Below are 20832 nucleotides of genomic sequence, written 5' to 3'. Positions count from 1 at the left end.
ACGCAACAGGTTTCGCACTCACTTGACAATCGGCTTCATGAACGACAAAGCCGGCGCTTTCCCCCACGGGAAGCGCCGGTTTTTCGTCGTGTCCGGGTATCGCCACGGCCCCCCTCTCTAACCCTCCCCCGCCGAAGGCGGGGGAGGGGTTTGGGTGCCGGAGCGATGGTCGAGTTGGGTCAGGATCGTTTGAGCCTCGGTCAGCAGGGCGTCGCGGACGCGGATGTATTGGTCGAGGGAGGTTCCGGATCGTTGCCGCGTTTGCAAGGCGGCGATCTGGATGTCGAGCGCGTCGAGATCGCGATCAATGCATTTCAGCGCATCGCGCGCCTGTTGCTCTTCTTGCGCGTTCATGGCCACTCCTCCCGTGTCTGGTCTGGATTTCCGGCGAATCGCATCCGAACGAGGTACGGCTTTTTGTTCTGAACTCCCTGGCATTGCTTTTGCTGAACGAGTTTCCGTTCACGAGCGTCCGCTCGGCAAGCTGAGAGGGAGACTACGATGGCATCACGCGGAATCAATGCCGGTTTGGTGATTACGGTCGCTCAGAGTGCCATCGATGTCTTGTGGTCGCATTGGGACGGATCGTCGAAGACCGTCCGCTCGGCGCTAATGGCATCGGAATTCTGGACGCTGCAAGCCTATGGCCGGCATGGACAGTGGGTCCAATCGGTCACCCGCGATGCATTGGTCGAGTTTCTTGGCAACTACATCGACCGACGCCTGGAGGTTGGCGACAGCGAGGACCGGGCGGTCGCCACCGCGGTCTATCGCCTGACCGGAAAGACGGTGGGCGTCGCTTGAGCGCAGGCCGCGGCTGGGGCTGCCTGCTTTTTGTCCGGATGCCCATGGGGTGAGCAATGTCGCCCATGGGCGTTCGGAGACAAGGTGTTACTCGGGATCGGACCACAGCTTGCCGCCGCTGGCCCAATCACTCTTCTTCACGTCGTGGAAGATGACATCGACCGCCTCCGGGCTGCAGCCGAGCACCGCGACGGAGGCGTCGGTGAGTGCCTTGGCGTAGGCGCGCTTCTGCTCCGGCGTGCGGCCTTCGAAAAGCTGAACGTTGATCAGCGGCATCGTTTATCCATCCCCTCTGTTGCGGACCGCGGTCCGGAAAGCTCAGGTCCTGTAGTCCGGGCACCGCCGGTCCAGGCGTCGCAGCAGCGCCGGCCATTCCAGTTCGCCTTCCGGCTCCGGGTCGGCGGTGAGCTGCCGGTAGGTTTTTTCGCACAGCTCCGGCGCCGGCGACACCAATTCCGCGCCGGCCGCCTGCGCGGCCAGTTGCATCCGGCAGGCCTTGTCCAGCATGTCCATCAGGCAGAAGGCCTCCGCCACCGTGCGCCCGGTCACCAGACTGCCGTGGTTGTGAAGCAGCATCGCCCGGCAAGAGCCGAGATTGGCGACCAGGCGGACCTTCTCGCTGTCGGTCAGAGCCAACCCCTCGTACAGGTGATAGGCGAGGTCGCGGTAGAAGCGCAGGGCGTGCTGGGACAGCGGGAGGAGCCCGTTCTTCTGCATCGACACCGACACCGCCGCTTCGTTGTGGAGGTGCATGACGCAGCGCGCGTCCTCGCGCGCCGCATGGACCGCCCCATGGATGACGAACCCGGTGGCGTTCACCGCGTAAGGGCTGTCGCCGATGATGGCGCCATGGATGTCGATCTTCACGAGATTGGAGGCGGTCACCTCGTCGAAGGTCAGGCCGAAGGGGTTGATGAGGAAGCGCCCCGGTTCTCCCGGCACGGCGAGCGAGATGTGGGTGTAGATCAGGTCGTCCCAGCCGCGCCCGGCCACCAGACGGTAGGCGGCGGCGAGATCGACCCGCGCCTGCCACTCGGCGTTGCTGATGCCGGTGCCGGCGATGCGCGGTCCGGCATGGACGAATGATCCGCTGGTGTCCGTCACGATCGGCTCCCGGTCTGTGCGATGAGCGGGTGAGAGTTGCACGGCGCAGGTCGCCTGCCCAAGCATCGCGCTGAGACTATTCCGGATTTTGGAAATCGATGACCATGGGCGCGCCGGTTCCCTTCCCGACCGACCGCAGCGCGCCGGGCGCGGCTCCGGGACGGACGTTCATGCGGAGAAGGCGGCTTACCCGCCTTGGCCCTTTTCCTCGCCTTCGCGCAGCCGCTCGAGAACCTGCCGCAGGTCGCCGGGGTGGAGGGGCTTGTGAAGGAAGGAGCAGCCGCGGCGCTGGCCTTCCAGAAGGGCGCTCTGGGCCGTCTCGCCGCTGAGCACCACGGCGGGGATCTCGTGCCCGTACAGACGGCGCACCCGGTCGATCACGTCGAAGCCGGACACCTTTCCAGGCAGCCGCAGGTCGGTCAGGATGACCGACGGCGGGTCCGGCAGGGCATCCAGCACCGCGAAGACCTCGCGCATGTCACCCGCGGCGGCGACGGTGCAGCCCCAGCTTTCCAGGATCATCTGCAGGCCGGTCAGCACCATCGCCTCATCGTCCACGGCCAGCACGGTCATCCCGGTCAGGGGCGGCGCCGCGGCCGTGGAGGGCGGCGGCGCCGCTTGGCTGCACGGCGGTTCGGCCAGCGGACTCGCCGCTTCCAGAGAGACCGAGAAGACGGTCCCCCGCCCGATGCGCGACCGCACCTCCACCTGAAGGCCGAGAAGCTCCGCCAGCCGGCGCACGATGGCGAGGCCGAGGCCCAGCCCGCGGGTGGGGTCGCGGTTGGGATTCTGGAGCTGGTGGAACTCGTCGAAGATGGCGGTCAGCTGCTCCTCGGGGATGCCGAAGCCGGTGTCCCACACATCGACCCGCCACCGGTCGCCGCGCCGCCGCATGGCGAGCAGGAGGCCGCCGTGCCGGGTGTAGCGGATGGCGTTGGTCAGCAGGTTGCGCATCACCCGCCCGAACAGCACCGGGTCGGTCTTCACCGTGCCGGGGCACAGGCGGGCGCGCAGGCGCAGGCCCTTCTCCTCGCTCTGCGGACGGAACTCCTCCACGAGCTGGCCGAGAAGCTCGTCCAGGGAAACCGTCTGCGGGTCCGGCGTCACCGTGCCGGCGTCCAGCGTGGAAATATCGAGCAGCGCGTTCAGCAGCCGCTCGCCCGCCGTCATGGCGTTGCCCAGCATCTCCGCGGTGCTCAGCGCCTTCTCGTCGCTGATCTGGCTGCACAGCGCGTCGAGGAACAGGCGCATCGCCTGGAAGGGCTGGCGCAGGTCGTGGCTGGCCGAGGCCAGGAAGCGGGAGCGCGCGGCGGTGGTCCGTTCGATCTCCGCGCGCATCGCCCGCTCCATGCGGGCGACGACCCGGTCGTCGGGCGCCGCCTGGGTGGCCAGGGCCAGCATGCCGACCGTTCGTCCGTCCTGAGTCAGCGGCACGCCCTCGAACGCCGCGGGGTCGGCGTCGCCCACGGGCAGAAGCTCGATGCCGACCGGCTCCTCGGTGTCGCCGGAAAACAGCGGATCGACGGCGCCCAGAACCGCCGGCCAGACCGGTCCGAACCAGGCCGGGGCCGACTGCCCGCCCGCCGCCGGCTCCTTGCCGAGCAGGGTGCACAGCGCGTCGTTGGCGAAGAGGGTGGCGGCGTGCGGCGGTCCGGTCAGGACGAAGGCCGGCAGCGCGGCGGCGCGGCAGATGCGCAGCGCGTTCTCCACGCACTCCGTCTCCGCTGGCGCGGCGTCGATGCTGGTCCTGTTCCTGTGCCGAGGCGTCACGTCGGTCTCTCTAACCGCTGGAGCTGAAGGTGTAGCACCTTAACCTTTGGTGTGCTGGGGATGAAAGCACCTGAAAGCCCTATCCGCTCCTATGCGGAAGGCATTGGGGCCGAAGGCATTGGCGGGGACAGGCGGGCGAGTTGGTCCTCCACCATGTATTTCCGGCGGAGCAGGGCCATCAGGCGGATCTTCAGGATGTCCATCGGCTGCGACTTTCCGACGAAATCGTCGGCGCCGGCGGTCAGGCTGGCGGTCAAACGATCGTCACCCTCCTGACTGGTCAGGATGACGATATGGAAGAACAGGCCGCGGCGCCGGCGGAAGCGGTCGAACCGCTCACACAGCTGGGTGCCGCTGGTGCCCGGCATCACGAGGTCGAGGATCACGCAGTCCAGCCCGCCGTCTTCCAGCGCCGCCACCGCCTCGTCGGCGTTGCGCGCGGCGACGACATGACAACCGTCCTCCTCCAACTCGGCGCGCAGGAATTCGCGGTAGGTCGCGCTGTCGTCCACCACCAGGATGCGCGCCCGCCGCAGGATGTCGGACACGGTCGGCGGCGCGTTGCGCCGGTCGAGCAGCGCCATGGCCTGCTGCACCACGCCCTGGGTATCGGCGGAGTCCACCCAATGCACGTCGGCGGGAACGCCGGCTTCCGCCACCCGTTCCGCCGAACCCAGCAGCATGGCGGGGGCCGGGCAGCGCCGCCGCAGCTCCGTCAGGGTGCGGGCGGCCTCGCCGTCGGCCTCCACCATCAGCAGGTCGAAGGGACGGCGCGACAGCTCCGCGACGGCGGGTTCCACCGTGTCGACGCAGCTCGCCTCGATGCCCTGCTCCTCCAGCATCAGCTTCAGGAGAAGTCCCTGCGTTTGCGAGGCGATGACGATCAGCGCCCGGGGTCCACTCATGAGGGCTCCACTCCCGTCGAAACCAGTTCCAGCAAACGGGCCGCCACCTTGTCGATGGGCAGCTCCTCGGTAACGCCTCCCAGCCGGACCGCGGTCCCCGGCATGCTGTGGATGACCGCGGTGGAGGCGTGCTCCGCGATGGTGTAGGCGCCCGCCCGGTGCATGGCGGTGAGGCCGCGCGCCCCGTCCTCCCCCATGCCGGTCAGCAGCACGCCGATGGCGGCGGCGCCGAAGGCCGAGGCCAGAGAGGAGAACAGCACGTCCCCGGACGGCCTCTGGCCGCAGACCGGATCGCCGTGGACCAGCCGCATCCCGCCGGGTTCGGCGGTCAGATGAAGCTCGCCGGGGGCGACATAGACGTGGCCCGGCCGGTGCGGCGCGTCGGAGGCCAGCGCCACCGGCAGCGGCGTGACCGACCCCAGCCAGGAGGAGAAACCGGCCACGAAGGGCGCGCCGATGTGCTGCACGACGAAGACGGGCAGGGGGAAATTGGTTGGCAGCCCGCGCAGCAGCTTGACCAGCGCCGCCGGACCACCCGTCGAGGCGGTGATCCCCAGCGCGCGGAATTGCCGCTTCGCCATTGACGGCGGCAGGGGCGGCGGCAAGGGCGTTGTCGTTGGGACGGCGGCGCCCCTGCGGCGGTCGGTGGGGCCGCCCGGCTCCTCGTCGCCGTTCCGCGGGCGCCCGCGCTGCCGGATCACCTTCACCTGGCTCATGATGGTGAGTTGGGTGCAGAGATGCCGGGCGACGGTCTGATAGTCGGCGCGGGCCATGCTGCCCGGCTTCTCGACCACCGCCAGCGCCCCGGCCTGGAGCGCCCGCATGGGGATGTCCAGGTCGCGCACGTCGGAGGCGACGACGACGATCGGCACGGGATGGTCGCGCATCAGCCGCTGGGTCACGGCGAAGCCGTCGATCCCCGGCAGGCGGATGTCGAGCGACACCACGTCCGGCTTCAGCGACTCGACCATGCGCAGCGCCTGTTCGCCCGACGCGGCGATGCCGGCCAGCTCCAGCCGCGGGTCCTCGCCGATGACGTGGGCGAGCAGCTGCTGGACGACCGGCGAGTCCTCCACCACCAGGACGCGGATCTTGCGGGAGCCGGTCACAGCAGCCGCCGGATGCCGGCCAGAAGCTCGTTCTGGTCGAAACGGGTCTTGACGATGTAGGCGTCGGCGCCGAGGTCCAGCCCGCGCTCGCGGTCCTCGTCGCTGGCGCGCGAGGTGACCAGGATCACCGGCAGGTCGGAGGTCATGGGGTTGCCCTTGACGGCCTGGAGCAGGGTGAACCCGTCCATCCTCGGCATCTCCACGTCGCTGATGATCAGGTTCACATCCTCCAGTTCGCCAAGCGTTTCGACCGCCTCGCGCCCATCCACGCACAGCGTGACCCGGTAACCATGGGCTTCCAGGATGCTCTTTTCCAGGGTTCGCGTGGTGATGGAATCGTCCACCACCAGAATATGCGGGCGCCGCCGCGCCGTCTCGTCCACCGGGCGGACCAGCGGGGGCAGGGCCATGCCGGGGCGCGGCGACAGGGCGGCGGGATTCAGCACCAGGGCCGGCGATCCATCGTCCATCAGCACGGTGCCGAGGAAGCGGGCGGCGTCGATTCCCACCTCCTCTGCAGGGGTGACCACGGAGTCGCGGGTGGCCATCAGCGCGTCCACGACCAGCGCGATCCGCCGCCCGGCGGTGCGCAGGATGACGAGCGCCAGCGGCGCGCCGTTGCCCTGCGGCATGGCGCCGTCATAGCCGAGCAAGGCGGCCAGCGGCGTCACCGGAACGTCCTCCTCCTCCAGCCGGATGGTCGGGGCGGCGAGGTCGGTGAACAGCGTGTCCGCCGGGACGCGCAGCACGCGCGCCACGTCGTTGCTGGGGATCGCCAGGATGTCGTCCTGAACCGCCACAAAGACCAGCCGCTGGCTGAGCAGGCTGAGCGGCACCTCCACCGTGACGACGGTTCCGCCGCCCTCGCGCGCGGCCAGCGTCACCGAGCCCTGGAGCCGGGTGACCTCCCGCCGCACGATGGCGAGGCCCATGCCGCGCCCGGCATACTCGTTCGCGGTGGGGGCGGTGGAGAAGCCCGGCTCGAAGATCAGGTCGAGGAGCCGCTCCTCCGGTGCCGTGTCGGCCTCCTCGGCGCCCAACAGGCCGCGCTCGACGGCGTGGCGGGCGATGGCCGCGCGGTTCGGGCCGCGCCCGTCGTCCTCGATGCGCAGGACGAGGCGGCGGCCGACCACCGAGGCTTCGAAACGGACGGTCGCGGCGGCGCGCTTGCCCGCCGCCACCCGCTCCTGAGGGGTTTCGACGCCGTGGCTGACGGCGTTGCGGGCGATGTGCAGCACCGGGTCCTTCAGCCGTTGCAGGACCACCCGGTCGGCCTGGGTTTCCAGCCCGCGGATGTCCGCCTCGACCTCCTTGCCCTGGGCGCGGCTGATGTCGCGGATCATGCGGCCGAGGTTGCTGAACTGCGATTCCGCCGGCAGCATGCGGAGCTGCCGAACCTCGTCCTGGAACCCGCTGCCCCAGCGGCGCAGCGACCAGAGATGGCGGTCATGGGCGCGGTGCGCCGCGTCCAGCGAGGCGCCGAGCGCGCGGAACCGCCGCTCGAAGGAGGACAGGCGCAGGGCCGTCTCGTCGCCGGCGAAGCTGGTGGCGCCGGCCCCCGAGACATCGTGGGAGCCGCGGAGCAGGCGGGGCCTCATGGCGTGCCAGCTCCGTTCCAGTGCGCGCCATTCGCCGCGCAGCTCGCGCAGCTCGGCAACCAGGGCGGACTGGTTCTCGATCTCCGGCAGGAGGCCGGCGGCGGCGGTGAACAGCCGTTCCAGCCCGGTGGCGCGGATGCGGACCAGGGCCGCGCTCTCGGCGGGACCGGGGGAGCGGACCGGGCGCGACGCCCCGGCCGGAGGGGTGGCCGGAGGAGCGGCTCCCGCCTCCGCTGCGGCGGGGCGGCGCTGGACCGGCTCCGGCCCGCCGCCTTCGCCGCCCATGCGGGTCAGTTCGGCCAGAATCTCGGCGATGTCCACCGCACCGCCGCCGCGGGTCGCCCAGGCGACCACGTCCTCGATGGCGTCGAGCGCGCGGCGCACCACGTCGCGGGCCGCCGCGTCGAAGGGCACCGTGCCGCGCTGGATGGCCAGGAAGGCGGCCTCCAGCCAGTGGGACAGCCGCTCGACCTCCGGCAGGTCGACGGCGCGTGCGGCACCCTTCAGGCTGTGGGCGCGGCGGTGGATCTCCACCAGATCGGGGAGGTGCGCCGGGTCCTTCTCCACCGCGCGCAGGGCCTCGCGGATGGCCGCGAGATGCTCCTTGTGCTCCAGGTCGAAGGCGGCGAGCAAGCGCGTGCGGATGTCGTTCATGGCGCCCGCGCCTTCCGTGCGTCCTTGTCCGTGCCCTCGCCGCCGCGTGCCGTCGCCATGGTCACACGCGGTAGTTCCGCACGGCCTCGACCAGACCCTGGCCGAGATCGTTGAGGTTGGTGGCGGCCCCTTCGAGCTGGCGGGTGCCGGCGGCGGTCTGGCTGCTCGCCTCGCGGATGTTCTGCAGCGCCTGGATCACCTGCTCCAGGCCGATCTGCTGCTGGTTGGTGCCGGCGACGATCTGCTGGAAGGCGAGCACGCTCTCCTGCACGCTCTCGGCGAGGTCGCGGATGGTCGACTGGGTGGCGTCGGTCTGCCGCTTGCCGGCGCCGACGCGCTTCACCGCCTCCTCCGTCAGCATGACCGAGGCGTTGATGCCGTGCTGGATCTCGCTGAGGTTGGAACGGACCTGGGCGGTGGCCTCCTTCGACTGGTCGGCGAGGCTCTTGATCTCGCTCGCCACGACGGCGAAGGTCCGGCCGTGCTCCCCGGCGGCGGCGGCCTCGATGGCGGCGTTCAGGGCCAGCAGATGGCAGCGCTCGGCGATGTCGTTGACGGTCAGGATGATCTCGCCGATCGCCTGGGTGCGCTCCGACAGGATGACGATGTTCTCGGCGACCGCCTCCGCCTGTTCGCGGATGGCGTCCATCGCCTGGTTGGTGTCCTCCACCGCCTTCAGGCCGGTCTCGGAATTGGACGCGGCGACCTGGGCGTTCTGCGCCACGTCCTGGGCGCGGCGGTTGATCTGCGCGCCGGATTCGGTGATCTCGCTGAGCGTCGCCGTCGTCTCCTCGACCGCGGCGAGCTGCTGGGCGACGCTGGCCGCCTGCTGCTGGGTCGAGGCGCGGATCTGCGCGGTCGCGGCGTGCATGCTCTCCGCCGTGGCGCGGGTGGTCCTGGCCATGCTGCGCAGGTTGCCGGTCATCTCGTTCAGATGCGTGCCGAGTTCGGCCAGCTCGTCGTCACCCGGCACGACCACCGTCTTGGTCAGGTCGCCGCTGCCCACCTGGGTGACGTAGCCGATGGCGGTGCCGAGCCGCTTGGTGACCGAGCTGCCGATCAGGATGGCGATGGCGACGGCCAGGGCCACCACGATGACCAGCGCCAGGATCGAGGAGCGCACGGCGTCGTCGTAGAGCGAGCGGATGTTCTGGCGCCCGGCCTCCGACAGGCGGCTGATGTCGCTGTGCAGGCTGGCGAGCTGGCCCGCCATGGCCACCCGCATCTCCTCCACACGGGTCAGACGCGCCAATGACTCCGGCTCGTTCCCGGCGGCCACCCGCTCCATCAGCGTGTTGGCTTCCTCCAGCATGCGACGCGAATGCTGGTCGAAGCTGTTGATCTGGGCGACCAGCTCGCCCCAGATGCGGCGGCGGTCCTCCGTGGTGCCGTCCTCGGCCCGCGCGCCGGCGATCCTCTTGAGCTTGTCGATCTGCTCGAACATCACCGCCGAACCGTCACGATAGCGCTGGCGCAGCTGCGTGATGTCCGGCGCCGCCGCGCCTTGGACCTGGGCCAGCGCCGCGGCGTGGGTCGCCGCCTCGCGGTAGCTGCGCAGGTTGCTTTCGGTCACCTCGATCTCGCGCACCGCCTCCGACACCTGGATGTCGTAGGTGGCGATGCCCATCATGACCTTCATGCCGTCCGCGAAGCGCATCATCTGGAACGCCGCCAGCAGCCCGGTCAACAGGCAGACGACCCCGAAGCTGAGCATCAGCTTGTGCTTGACCTTCAGTTTCATTCTTCTTTCATGCTCCTCAGCGTCTCCAGGATCGCCGGTGCGTCCAGCACGGCGACGCGGCTCCGGGTGATGGCGGTGACGAAGGACCCGGCCTCCGGTGGAGCCTTCATGTCGGTTCCATCCAGCTCCATCACCGTGTCCACGGTGCGCAGGCGCAGCGCCACCGGACGCTCTCCGCCGCGCAGCACGACGGCGAAGCCGCCGCCGGCGGGAACAGCGTTGCGTCCGCACAGCCGGTCCACGTCGAACAGGCGCATCACCCGCCCGTCGATGGCGATCAGCCCCAGCAGTTCCGGCGGCGCGTGGGGCACGCGCGCCACCCGCGGCAGCGGAACGATGCGGGACAGGTGGCGCAGGTCCAGCCCGTACGACCCGTCCGCGCCGCGTCCGACCAGCAGGGTTACCGGCGCCTCCGCCTGCGCCGCGGCGTCGGCCTCGTCGGCGGAGGGGACAAGCGCCAGATCCTCGGCGCGGCTGCGCAGCAGCGCATCGGCCCAGGCGCCGCCCGGCGACGCGGCCGCTTCCAACTCCCCGCCCTGGCGGGCCAGGCGCGCACGCACGGCGTCCCAGTCGATGCCGGCTGTCTCCCTGGCCGTGTCCTTGGCCGAATCTCCGGTTCCGGTCCGGCTGTCCATCACGGCTCCTCACCCGAGAACCAGAGGTCGATCATGCTGCGCAGCTCGGCCACGGTCAGGCCGCCGCCCTCGGCCACCAGCTCCGTCGCGTCGTGGGCGGCGACGGTGGCGCGGGCGTTGCGGAAATGGCGCTGCGCCGGAGCCAGCTTGCCGCGCCGCCAGTAAGCCAGGGCGAGATGATAGTCGGCCAGCGCGAAGTCGGAATCCAGATAGAGCGCCCGCTTGAAGGCGGCGATCGGGTCGCCGACCCCCAGCTCCTCCTCCAGCAGGCCCAGCCGGAAATGGACCACGGGGTCGAGGCGGTTGCGCTCCGCCAGGGCGATGCAGGCGTCCAGCGCCGCCGCCCGGTCGCCGTCGGAGGTGGCCATGGGGGCGGCCGGGGATGGTGTCGGCTGCTGCGGCTGCGGGGAGGGCGCCGGCTTCGCCGCGGTGGCGCGCAGCCGCGCCACGGGGGGCGTCGCCGTGCTCCGCTTCTTCGCGGGCTTCGGCTCGGCGGCGGGGAGTGGTTCGACGGCGATGGTCGGCGTGAAAACGGGCGGGGCCGCCGCGGGGGCGCTGCCGGGCCGTGGCTTGCGGTAGATCGTGGCGCCCGGCACCGGCACGGGGGTGAACAGGCTGTTGACCTGCTGCCCCGTCTCCGCATGGCCGACCACCAGCCAGCCGTTGGGCACCAGCACCTCGTACAGGTTGTCCAGCAGACGGGTGCGCGTCGGCTCGTCGAAGTAAATCATGACGTTGCGGCACAGCACGACGTCCAGCGCGCCCAGGCCCCGCGGATAGTTGGGCAAAGGCCCGTCCACGAGGTTGAAGACCGAGAAGCTCGTCCATTCGCGAAAGCGCGGCTTCACCGCCCACAGTTCGCCCTGCCGGTCGAAGCATTCCGCCAGGACCGCGGGGTCGAGCCCGCGCACCGCCCAGTTCCCGTAGACGCCGCGCCGCGCCGTTTCGATGAAGCTGGCGTTCAGGTCGGTGCCGACGATGCTGACCTGCCAGTCGCGCAGCTGGTCGGCGAAATGCCGCTTCAGCAGGATCTCCAGCGTGTAGGCCTCCGGCCCGATCGAGCAGCCGGCGCTCCAGATGCGCAGCAGTCGGCTTTCCCGGTTGCGGCGCAGGCATTCCGGGATGGCGACGGCGCACAGCGCCTCGAACTGCTCGGCGTAGCGGAAGAAGAAGGTCTCGCCGACCGTCAGCTCGTTGATGAGCGCCTGATACTCCGGCCCGGTGGGGCCCTCCCCGGCGAGCTGCGCCAGATAGGCGGCGAGGCCGAGGGTCGGCTTGTCCGACAGGCGGCGGTTGATGCGCTCCGCCAGGGCGGCGTCCTTGTCGGCGTAGTAGGCCAGCCCGGTCGCTCCGATGACGGCGGCCTTGATCCGGGGAAAGACGGGGTCGCGCAGGATGGCGTCGATGCGGTTCATCGGGCCGCCTCCCCGGTCTTGGAATCGGGGGCGCCGAGCCGGGCCAGACGCTCGTCGGCCATGGCCTGGAAGGCGGCGAGCAGCCGGCCCTCGGCCTCGGTCAGCAGGCGGGACGGGTCGATCACCGTGGCCGTGCCGGCGCCGTGGGGGATGGTCGCCACGGCGCAGCCGTTGAAGGTCAGGCCGGGGTCGGCCGCCGTCCGCTCCGCGTCGGGGATCGGCAGGATGTTGAACACCCGCTCGGCCAGCAGGGCGAGCGGACGGCCGTCCCAGTCGGTCAGGAACAGCGGCGCGTACAGCTCCGGCGGCGCGGCGTCGAAGCCGAACAGAAGGTCGAGGCGCAGGACCGGGACGGCGCGGCCCTGGTAGCGGAACAGGCCGGCGACCACGGCGGGCGCCGCCGGCGGGCGGTCGAGCCGGGGCAGCGGCAGGAACCGGCGCACGGCGTCCGCCGGCAGGGCCAGTGTCCTGCCGGAAACGGAAAAGATCACGTACCGTGTCGCGGATGCCGTCGCAGCCATCGCGGGCGCACACCTTCCTATGTCGTCAGTCCGTTGCCGGGTCCGGGAAGCGCAGCCGGGCCCCGGACCCTATATCATCGGGTGGCGCCGGGGGCATGAAACCGGCGCAGAACATGCCGCATCGCACCTGGGATGGAAATACCACCAAAGGCAAAAGCCCCAGCCCAAGGTAGCGGTATGACGCCGGTCATACGGTGGGCGCCGGAACGCTTGCTGTTTTCGCAATTGCGGTTACAAACATCCCCCGGCCGCCGTCCGGCCCGCGGCCACCGACCGGAGGGGCTTCATGATCAAGGTTGTTCGAGCGAAACTGCACTGCCTGCGCGTCACCGACGCCAACCTGAACTATCAGGGGTCGATCACGCTCGATCCGGAGCATTGCGAGGCGGTCGGGATCTACCCGCTGGAGTTCGTGGAGATCTGGAACAAGAACTCCGGGGCGCGGATCAGCACCTACGTGATCTATGGCGAGCGCGGCTCGCGCTGTTGCGTGCTGAACGGCTCGGCGGCGCGGAGCTGTCAGCCGGGGGACGAGGTCATTATCGCCGCTTCCTGGTACTGCCAGCCGACGGAGCTGGCGACACTGCGGCCGCGCGTGCTGACCTTCAACGCCGACAACAGCGTCGACCGCTCGCTGACCTACGACGTGACGGCGCTGGACGGCGGGCGCTTCGATTTCGCGATTCGCGAGGGTGCCTTCCTGGAACCGGAACCGGCCTGACCCGTCGGCACCGACGTCCCGCAAACAAAGGAAGCGGTGTTGGGCGAGTCCACGCGCAAAGCGAGCGCATCGGTGACTTGCGCGTGTCTTGCGAGGGATAGGCGGTGAGTCCCACTTGAACGCGCGGCAATTTTTGCCTACTCTACCTGGGTGGGAGTGCGGACAGCGATGGAGTGCGTGTCATGGGCGTCAGCGGCATAGGGGGCTATCAACAACAGCCTTTCACGACACCGTTAAGCAGCGGGCCGGCGGCCCTGCAGCAGACACGGGGAACCGACGCGAACCAGCAGGCCCAGAAGGCCGAAGAGGATCGCCGTCAGCAGGTCCAGGCCCAGGACCAGCAGGCGCAGCAGAGCCAGCAGGCCCTGGCGTCGGGCGGCAACACCACCCCGACCCGCGGACAGAACCTCAACATCACGGTCTGATCGCGCGTCGTCCAATCGGGGCCCGCCCGGCTGGTCCGGGGCCGGGCCCGCAGGGGAAAGGCGGCCAGCCATGGACATCCGAAGCGTTTCCGGCATCCAGGCGAACCGGCCGACTCCGGCCTCGGCGGTCCCGACGCCGCAATCCGTGGCCGATGCCACGGCACAAACTTCCCAAACCGCCTCCAGTGTTGCGGACCAATCCGCTTCGGCGGCGTCTCCGTCCGACCCGGTGGTGGTGGCCGGCGGCTACATCAGCCCGGTCCTGCGCTACGACCAGGGCGCCCGGCTGGCCGTCATCTATTTCCGCGACCGATCCTCCGGCGAAACCCAGAACCAGATCCCGGCACAACAGGTGGTGGAGGAATACCGCCGCACCGCCAGCCGTCTGAGCGGCGCGACTGCGGAAGGTCCCGGCACGGGTAAAGGAGGCGTCGCATCCAGCGGCACCACCACGCCGGACGGCGCCGGACGGAGCGCTGGTCCGGGATTCGGTCCCCCCACGTCGAGCGGCGCCCCGTCCACCGGAACGCCGCCCGCGACGGACGCCGGTCCGACGGGAACCACCTCCACCGCCGTTCCCGGTGTCGCGGGGTCCTACGGCGCCGGTTCGCCGGGCGCCATCGTCTCCGTGACCGTCTGATCCGGCAGCTCGAAGCGGGCGACCAGCGGCGCGTGGTAGCTTTCCGGGGAATGGCTGACCGTGGCGTGGGCGACCAGCTCGTCGCCCAGCGCCTCGTTGTGGATTTCGGCGGAGCGGAACCAGCCCAGCAGGGCGCGCGACACCAGCAGATGGTCCAGCATCACCGCGTCGCCGCCGTGCAGCACGGTGAAGCGCCGCTCCTCTGGGACGGAGCGCTCCAGCGGCACCAGCGAGCGCCCGGCGAGATGCCCGTTGCCGGTCTCGTCGAGGTCGGCGCGGATGATGCGGACAGGGGTCTGCTCGATCTCGGCGTTCAGGTCGCCGGCGACCAGGATCAGCGCCTGCGGGTCGGCGTCGAACACCCGCTCCACCGCCAGCCGGGCCTCCAGCGCCTGCCCGGCCCGCTTGATCGAGGCCAGATAGAAGCCCTCCGCCCAGCCGCCGACGCTCTTCCAGGTGGAGGCGTTCTTCTTCTGCCCCGGCACCGGCGCGGCGATCGGCGCGCGCAGATGCAGGTTGAAGACGTGCAGGCGGCGTCCGCCGGGCAGCTCGATCTCGCCATGCAGCACGGGGCGGTCCCAGGTCACGGCGTCGCCGCCGGGCTGGGCGGGGTCGGCGGTGATCATGCGGACCTGCGGGGACGGCACCAGATCGTGCCGGTACTGCCGCGCCGCCAGGATGGGCCAGCGGCTCACCAGCACGAGGTTGTGGCGGTCGGCCAGCTTGGTCCCCTCGCCGCCGGAGGTCCGGTGGAAAGCGGCGTAGGGTCCGCCCTCCAGCAGCCGGGCCAGCGCGCGCAGGGTCCTCGGCTCTCCCTTCGCCGCGCGCTGGCCGTTGACCTCCTGAAGGCACAGGATGTCGGCGTCCAGCCGCTCCAGCTGCGGGCGCAGCACGGCGGCGCGCTCCTCGAAGGACAGGTCGCCGGTGTCGTCCAGGCTTTCCAGGTTGAAGGTGGCGATGCGGATGCTGCGGCTCATGACCCCTCCCCGGACGCCCGGCCCGCCGCGGCGCGCGGGCGCGCCAGGAACAGGTGGTTGCGGTTGATGCGCCGCCGCCGCCGCCGGTGTGCGCTCAGCATCGCCGTGGAGGCGACGAGCGTGGCGTCCAGCCCGGCCTCGGCCATGCGCTGGGGGGTATCCGTACCATAAATCCGGTAGTGATAGGGATGGCCGAAGGCGGCCAGCCGCTTGGCGGGGGTGTCCATCGCCGGGTCCTCCCGCGTCGGCCCCTTGGGGTCGTAGGGGAACAGCAGGACGGCGCGGCCGGAGGGCTTCAGCACGCGGGCGATCTCGCGCAGCGCGGCGCGGTCGTCGGGGACATGCTCCAGCACATGGCTGGACAGAACGAGATCGAAACGGCCGTCCGGGAAGGGCAGGTCGGTCAGGTCGGCCTGTACGTCGGCGGCCGGGTTGAAGCGGTCCAGCGTGACGTAGCGCCGGCCGTGCCGCGCCCGCAGCAGCGGCTCCAGGCAGGGTTCGGGGGCGGTGTGCAGGATGCGCAGCGAGCGGCGCAGCACGTCCGTCCGCTCCGCCAGGAAGCTCCACAGGAAGCGGTGGCGCTCCAGCGACCCGCAGTCCGGGCAGCGGGCGTTGCGCCGCCCGCCCAGTCCGAAGGGCAGGAAGCGCGCCGCCTCCCGCCCGCAGAGCGGGCAGAGCAGAGGACCGGCGGCGGGGATCAGGCCGTGGGCGCCCTCGTAGCGTGGGCGTTCGTAGAGCGACTCCCGCCGGTAGACGGCGGCCTCGTCAAGGTTCTGGTCCGCGATGGCGGGCAGCAGGCGGGACAATCCATGGAGCATGGGGATCAGAACAGTTCCACGTCGCCATCGATCCCGGTCTTGCGCAGCCGGTCCATGAAGGAGGTCTCGGACCGCGCGATGTCGCGCACCGTCTCCTCCCCGATCAGGCGGCGCTGAGTGCGGCCCGAGGTGGGGTAGAAGCGCACCGCGCGGGCCGCCGTGCCGCCGACGTCCCAGCTCATCGTCGGGATGCCTTCGGCCGCCAGATACTCCATGACGAACTCGACGTTGCGCTGGCCGATGCCGGCGCTGCGCGGGGCGCCGTTCACGCTGGCGCCGCCGAAAATCTTGGCGCGCAGCCGGTCGCGCCGCCCGGTCGCCGCCAGCAGCCGGTTGATGAGCTGCTCCATGGCCGCACTGCCGTATCGGGAGGAGATGGACAGCCGGTCGCCATTGTGGTCGGGCAGCAGGAAGTGGTTCATCCCGCCGATCGCCGCGACGGGGTCGAACAGGCAGGCGGCGATGCAGGAGCCCAGCGTGGTGGTGATGACGACGTTTGCGTCGTCGCTGACCACGCAGCCGCCGACCACGATGTTGACCACCTCCGCGCCCAACTGCCGGTCATGGTAGCGGTTGGCCGCGATGTCCGGCGTGTCGGAACCCTGCTGATATCGGCGCGCGCGCGGGCTGATCGGCATCCAGAACCTCGGTGGGACATTCAGTCGCAGTGTACAACCGTCCCTCGCCCTCCGCCAAGCGTTGTGGTTGCGGACCCCTGCAATCGGCGGCCCTTACAAGCCGGCAATCCACACCTCAAGCAGATCGGCCTGGAGCTTGCGGGCGCGGGCCAGCCAGGCGCGGGCCTCCGCCGGGATCTCGGCGATGCGGCGGTCCATCGTCCGGTCCATGGCGGCGCGCTGCGGCTCGTCGGTGACGAAGAAGGCGAAGCCGAGCGTGCGCCCGCTCGCCGTGGTCAGCGTTCCGGCCAGCGCCTTGGCGTAGGCCAGCGTGCCCGATTTGGCGCGCACGCCGGGGGGCAGGGCCTTGCCCTCGTCCTCGCCGGGGAGAAGGGCCAGCACCGCCGGGCCGGCGCCGCGGATCAGCGCCATGGTCTGGGCCGGGGTGATCCGCGACGCGGTGCTGAGGCCGGAATGGTTGAGCAGCCGCAGCCCCGTCCAGTCGGTGCGCGGGGCCGCCAGCATGGCCGGCGCCGTCAGCACCGCCGCCGACTCCGGCAGCGTCCGCACCGCCGGGTCCAGCCGCCGGGCGGCGGTCAGCCCGATCAGCTCCGCCGACAGGTTGTTGGAGTAGCGCAGGACCTGCCGGGCCAGGACCTCCAGCGGCTCGCTGCGGTGCAGGGCGGCGAGCGTGGCGGTCGGCGGCGCCGCGCCGGGGACCGGGGTGGGCAGGGCGATCCCCGCCTCCGCCGCCAGCCGGCGGAAGACGTGCGCCGTCGCCAGACCGGGCCGGGTGACCGGAAGCCACAGGCTGGCCGCCATGCCCGGCTGCGGGGCGAAGCGCCAGCGCTCGCCCTCCGGTTCTCCGTTGGCCGGTTGCCCGTCCGCGGCGACGAGCGGGGTGAAGGCGGCCCCGGACCCGGCGCCCAGTTGCACCGTCACGCTGTCCAGCGGCACGCGCCCGGTGTCGGACACCGACCAGGCGCTGACCCGCACCGGCTGTCCGGCGGCGGGGCGCGCCCAGTCGAAGCGGAAGCGGTTGAAGTTCAGCGAGAGCGCCCCGACCCCGGTGTTGTAGCCGGCGGTCCAGGGCTGTCCGGCGTCGATCTCCGGCATCTCGGGCAGGGCGGAGGTGTCGTAGAGGAAGCGCCCGGTCACCCGCGTGACGCCCAGCGCGCCGAGGTCGCGCAACAGCTCCGTCAGCCCTTCGCTGGACAGCGACGGGTCGCCGCCGCCCTTCAGGATCAGGTCACCGTCGAGCACGCCGTCTCCCAGCCGCCCAGTGACGTGCAGCGTGGTCTCGAACCGGTGCTCCGGCCCCAGCACCGCCAGGGCGGCGGCCATCGCCGGCAGTTTGGCGACCGAGGCCGGGGCGAAGGGCTTGGCCGGCTGCCGCTCCGCCAGCACGGCACCGCTGCCCGGATCGAACAGCACATAGCCGACGTCGTCGGGGGAGAAGCCGCTGCGGGCGATCGCCGCCCGGTCGTCCGGACCGGTGGCGGCGCTGGGGGACGCGCAGGCCGACACCGCGGTGACGCAGGCCAGCAGGAGCAGGATGGAGAAGGTCGGAAGCCGCATGATGCACAGTCTAGCGCAAAGCCCCCCGGCCGCATCTGCGTCAATCCGGGGATGGGCAGGAATCTTGATGCGCGGACAGTCCGCTTCCCCTACCATAATGTCCGGAAACGACGCCAAACCCTTGGGAAAGAGCCGTAAAACCCATGATGTCAGGGCGCCGGAGCGTCACGTTCGAAGTGGTTGTCGAACAGGGCGGAAAACCCAACATCGACGGCGTCTTTCCCGACGAGGCCGCGGCCCGGGAACGCGCGGCGTATCTGCTTCGTCTTGCAAAATTTCCGGTTGTCCGAATTTTAAAGGTGAATCAGGCGGGCAAGGAAGAAGTCATCTTCCAGAAGTCCACCTCCGGCGGCGGGAAGCCGACCACCATCTCCACGATCGACGAGACCGACGTCGGCCCCGCCAATCTCTGCACCGACGCGCTCCAGCTCTTTTCCTACGAGAGCCGGATGCTGCTGCTGCGCCTGCTGCGCGGCTATTGGGACGATCAGGCGGTGATCCCGGCCGAGCAGCTCCACCGCTATTACCCGCTGCGCTATTTCGAGCGGGAGGCGCTGCTGTTCAACCCAGCGGTCAGCCGGCTGGCCACCCTCCAGGCGCCCTTGCTGGGCGTGAAGCCGTTCGACCGGCACGACCAGCTCCTGCGGATGTTCACCCGGCTGAAGGAGATGGCGCAGGCATCGGACACGCTGGCGCCCTTCGACGCGGCGCTGGCCCGCGGCGGGGTGGACGGCCTGCTGGCGGCGGCGGCGGAGCGCCCGCCGGAGGAGCGCGACCGGCTGGTCACCCACGCCTTCGCCGCGGTGCTGGAGCCCTGCCGCGACTGGCCCGGCAAGGTCAAGGCGCTGCTGCGCTTCCACCGCGAGGACGGGGAGGAGGAGGCGAACCGCCGCCTGCTCGACCAGATGCTGGCGGAAACGGTGGACGGGCGGGAGCCGGTGCGCGCGCTGATCGGCTACGCGCCCGATCTGGGGGCGGCGCTGCACAGCCTGATCGCGGCGGTGCACGGCGATCTCGACGACCGGCTGCCCCACACGGATGAGTTGCTGGCCCTGTCCAACGCGCTGGGCGGCGGCGGCTTCGACGAGACGCGCAAGGCCCTGCTGCGCCGCGTCCAGGGCGGTCTGACCGGCCTGACCCCGCTCACCCGTACCGGCACCGCCGCGGAGGGCAAGGCCTTCGGCCTCATCGTCGATCGGCTGACCAACTTCGACGGCTTCCTGGGCGGCGCCGGCATGGCCGAGGCGCTGACCCGGCGCGCCAAGACGGTGTGGAGTTCGGGCGGGCAGGATGCATCCTTCGACACGGCGGTGCAGCGTCTGGCCACCCGCCTGCCGGCGCCGGCCCAGCGCATCGGCTATCTGCTGGACCTCGCCACCAGCCCCTTCGGGCGCAACAAGCTCAGCGTCCTGATCCGGCAGGTCGCCACCGAGTTCGAGAGCATCACCTCGGCCCGCGAATTGGTCGCCCCCGGCGTCAGCACGGATGACGTGCGCAGCGGCCTGGGCCGCCGCCTGCGCGCCGCCGGCATCCCCCGCGCGCTGGCCGAGGGGCTGATCGCGAAGATCGCCGCGATTCCGGACGGCGAGCGGTCGCTCGGCATCCCCTTGCTGGCCGCTCCGAGTGGGGGGACCGTGACGCGGGCGACCCAGGAGACGATTCTGATCGACGTCCCGAAGGTGGCGGCGGAGCGGCTGGTGCTGTTCTGGCGTGGCCAGACGCGGGCGATTCCGGAGGACGGGACCCAGCTCGTCATTGGGCGCTCGTCGCAATGCCAGTTCGTCCTGGACATCGCCTCGGCCTCGCGCCGGCACGCGGCTGTGTCCCGTCAGAACGGAGTCTTCCTGGTGGAGGATCTCAGCCGCAACGGCACTTACCTTGCAGTGCCTGGGGTGGCGGAGCCGCGGCGGCTCAAGTCGGGCGAACCGCTGCCGCTGCCGCCGAGGGGCGAGATCGTCATCGGCTCCGCGGAGCTGGGCGAGGAGCCGGCGCGCATCGCCTGGGAAATCGTCAAGCGCTGAAGACTTCGTCCAGCGGACGGAACACGGGGCGCCAGCCGTCGCCGCGCACCGCCAGCGCGCCGACCAGCCCCGGCGCCGGGCGCAGGTCGAACAGCGACCAGTCCGTGGCGTTCCCGGCCTTCAGCCCGCCGTCCAGGCTGAGCAGGCGGGCGGGGCGGCCCGGCGTCAGCTCCACCGCGAAGCGGTCGAGCGGCGTCGACAGGCCCTGGCCGGTCGCCTTGATGAAGGCCTCCTTGCGGGTCCAGCCGTTCAGGAACGCCTCGTCCCGCAGCGCGTCGGGCAGGGCGGCGAAGGTGTCGCGCTCCTCCGGCGCGAAGAAGCGCTCGGCGATCCCGGCGGCGTCCGGCAGGCGGCGCAGCCGTTCGATGTCCACGCCCAACTCCACCGTTTCAAGGGGAGCGATGGCGATCAGCACATGATCCTTGCAGTCGGCGAGGTTGAAGGCCGGGCCGCCGGGAAGGAAGGGCTTGCCCATCGGCCCGTAGGCGAAGACCAGGGTCGCCGGGTCGCGGCCCAACACCCGCCCGAGGCGATGGCGCAGCAGCCCGCGCCGCAGGACGCAGCGGGTGCGCAGCTCCTCCGTCGCGAAACGGGCGGCCCGCGCCGTCTCATCGGGGGAGAGCAGGGCGCGGAACGCCTCCAGCCGGTGCGCCAGCCCGCGCAGGTCGGCATAACAGAGTTGAATTTCTTCCGTTTCCCGCATCGGATGTCCCCATTCCCCGGATTCGGGACTATAACCGCGCTGGCCCCGCGCGGCGATTGCGCTATCATGCGCCTCC

At 70.8% G+C, this 20832-nt stretch carries 20 protein-coding genes and 1 pseudogene; 5 read left to right on the top strand and 16 right to left on the bottom strand.

Annotation, left to right across the window (positions count from 1 at the left end; all coding sequences use genetic code 11):
• Positions 1–117: 117 nt before the first annotated feature.
• The gene (locus JJL56_RS19530) at positions 118–354 is read right to left on the bottom strand and encodes a hypothetical protein (protein WP_200485999.1); all 237 of its coding nucleotides are present in this window, start codon (positions 352–354) and stop codon (positions 118–120) included.
• A gap of 147 nt (positions 355–501) precedes the next feature.
• Here JJL56_RS19530 and JJL56_RS19525 point away from each other — a divergent pair, with 147 nt between their 5' ends.
• Positions 502–804 carry a hypothetical protein gene (locus tag JJL56_RS19525; protein WP_145626957.1) on the top strand — a complete coding sequence of 101 codons (303 nt, stop codon included), beginning with the start codon at positions 502–504 and terminating at the stop codon, positions 802–804.
• 87 nt (positions 805–891) lie between these two features.
• Here JJL56_RS19525 and JJL56_RS19520 read toward each other — a convergent pair whose 3' ends face one another.
• The 10 genes from JJL56_RS19520 to JJL56_RS19475 form a co-directional block, all read right to left on the bottom strand.
• Positions 892–1080 carry a 4-oxalocrotonate tautomerase gene (locus tag JJL56_RS19520; RefSeq protein ID WP_145626958.1) on the bottom strand — a complete coding sequence of 63 codons (189 nt, stop codon included), beginning with the start codon at positions 1078–1080 and terminating at the stop codon, positions 892–894.
• Positions 1081–1122: 42 nt separating this feature from the next.
• Positions 1123–1908, bottom strand: coding sequence for a class II aldolase/adducin family protein (locus tag JJL56_RS19515; RefSeq protein WP_200485998.1), 786 nt, complete (start codon positions 1906–1908; stop codon positions 1123–1125).
• Positions 1909–2094: 186 nt separating this feature from the next.
• The gene (locus JJL56_RS19510; protein WP_345772609.1) at positions 2095–3618 is read right to left on the bottom strand and encodes a hybrid sensor histidine kinase/response regulator; all 1524 of its coding nucleotides are present in this window, start codon (positions 3616–3618) and stop codon (positions 2095–2097) included.
• Between the two features lie 149 nt (positions 3619–3767).
• Entirely contained in the window at positions 3768–4583 is an 816-nt protein-coding gene (locus JJL56_RS19505; protein WP_200485996.1) for a response regulator, read from the bottom strand.
• Positions 4580–5692, bottom strand: coding sequence for a chemotaxis protein CheB (locus JJL56_RS19500; RefSeq protein WP_200485995.1), 1113 nt, complete (start codon positions 5690–5692; stop codon positions 4580–4582). The genes JJL56_RS19505 and JJL56_RS19500 overlap by 4 nt, the downstream gene beginning before the upstream one ends.
• A complete protein-coding gene (locus tag JJL56_RS19495) occupies positions 5689–7944 on the bottom strand; it encodes a hybrid sensor histidine kinase/response regulator (protein WP_200485994.1) in 2256 nt (751 codons plus the stop codon). The genes JJL56_RS19500 and JJL56_RS19495 overlap by 4 nt, the downstream gene beginning before the upstream one ends.
• A gap of 61 nt (positions 7945–8005) precedes the next feature.
• Positions 8006–9685, bottom strand: a complete 1680-nt coding sequence (locus JJL56_RS19490) for a methyl-accepting chemotaxis protein (RefSeq protein ID WP_145626964.1) — start codon at positions 9683–9685, stop codon at positions 8006–8008.
• Entirely contained in the window at positions 9682–10320 is a 639-nt protein-coding gene (locus tag JJL56_RS19485; RefSeq protein ID WP_200485993.1) for a chemotaxis protein CheW, read from the bottom strand. Before JJL56_RS19485 ends, JJL56_RS19490 begins: the two co-directional genes overlap by 4 nt.
• Positions 10320–11735 carry a CheR family methyltransferase gene (locus JJL56_RS33725; protein ID WP_200485992.1) on the bottom strand — a complete coding sequence of 472 codons (1416 nt, stop codon included), beginning with the start codon at positions 11733–11735 and terminating at the stop codon, positions 10320–10322. Before JJL56_RS33725 ends, JJL56_RS19485 begins: the two co-directional genes overlap by 1 nt.
• Positions 11732–12226: a chemotaxis protein CheW gene (locus tag JJL56_RS19475; RefSeq protein ID WP_345772608.1), complete on the bottom strand. Its 495-nt coding sequence runs from the start codon at positions 12224–12226 to the stop codon at positions 11732–11734. The genes JJL56_RS33725 and JJL56_RS19475 overlap by 4 nt, the downstream gene beginning before the upstream one ends.
• Before the next feature lie 316 nt (positions 12227–12542).
• Between JJL56_RS19475 and panD the strand changes: the two are divergent.
• The 3 genes and pseudogenes from panD to JJL56_RS19460 all read left to right on the top strand — a co-directional run.
• A pseudogene (gene panD, locus JJL56_RS19470) lies at positions 12543–12941 on the top strand (aspartate 1-decarboxylase); the annotation flags it as partial.
• 218 nt (positions 12942–13159) lie between these two features.
• Positions 13160–13402: a hypothetical protein gene (locus tag JJL56_RS19465; RefSeq protein WP_040134698.1), complete on the top strand. Its 243-nt coding sequence runs from the start codon at positions 13160–13162 to the stop codon at positions 13400–13402.
• Positions 13403–13472: 70 nt separating this feature from the next.
• Positions 13473–14042 carry a hypothetical protein gene (locus JJL56_RS19460; protein ID WP_200485990.1) on the top strand — a complete coding sequence of 190 codons (570 nt, stop codon included), beginning with the start codon at positions 13473–13475 and terminating at the stop codon, positions 14040–14042.
• Here the strand turns inward: JJL56_RS19460 and JJL56_RS19455 are convergent.
• From JJL56_RS19455 to dacB, 4 genes are all read right to left on the bottom strand, one after another.
• Entirely contained in the window at positions 13997–15019 is a 1023-nt protein-coding gene (locus tag JJL56_RS19455) for an endonuclease/exonuclease/phosphatase family protein (protein ID WP_145626969.1), read from the bottom strand. The two genes, JJL56_RS19460 and JJL56_RS19455, sit on opposite strands and share 46 nt — an antisense overlap.
• Positions 15016–15837, bottom strand: coding sequence for a class I SAM-dependent methyltransferase (locus JJL56_RS19450; protein WP_200485989.1), 822 nt, complete (start codon positions 15835–15837; stop codon positions 15016–15018). The genes JJL56_RS19455 and JJL56_RS19450 overlap by 4 nt, the downstream gene beginning before the upstream one ends.
• Positions 15838–15842: 5 nt before the next feature.
• Positions 15843–16475: a chemotaxis protein gene (locus tag JJL56_RS19445; RefSeq protein ID WP_145626971.1), complete on the bottom strand. Its 633-nt coding sequence runs from the start codon at positions 16473–16475 to the stop codon at positions 15843–15845.
• 93 nt (positions 16476–16568) lie between these two features.
• Positions 16569–18032, bottom strand: a complete 1464-nt coding sequence (dacB, locus tag JJL56_RS19440; protein ID WP_200485988.1) for a D-alanyl-D-alanine carboxypeptidase/D-alanyl-D-alanine endopeptidase — start codon at positions 18030–18032, stop codon at positions 16569–16571.
• Between the two features lie 299 nt (positions 18033–18331).
• Here dacB and JJL56_RS19435 point away from each other — a divergent pair, with 299 nt between their 5' ends.
• Positions 18332–20053 (top strand): FHA domain-containing protein, encoded by a 1722-nt coding sequence (locus tag JJL56_RS19435; RefSeq protein ID WP_345772607.1) that lies wholly within the window; start codon positions 18332–18334, stop codon positions 20051–20053.
• Here the strand turns inward: JJL56_RS19435 and JJL56_RS19430 are convergent.
• Positions 20043–20756: a 4'-phosphopantetheinyl transferase family protein gene (locus JJL56_RS19430; protein ID WP_200485986.1), complete on the bottom strand. Its 714-nt coding sequence runs from the start codon at positions 20754–20756 to the stop codon at positions 20043–20045. The two genes, JJL56_RS19435 and JJL56_RS19430, sit on opposite strands and share 11 nt — an antisense overlap.
• Positions 20757–20832 lie beyond the last annotated feature (76 nt).

The organism is Azospirillum aestuarii (assembly GCF_016632405.1).
Lineage (GTDB): Bacteria > Pseudomonadota > Alphaproteobacteria > Azospirillales > Azospirillaceae > Azospirillum > Azospirillum aestuarii.
The sequence above is the reverse complement of the archived record's forward strand: the minus strand, read 5'-3'. Positions and strand labels throughout refer to the sequence as shown.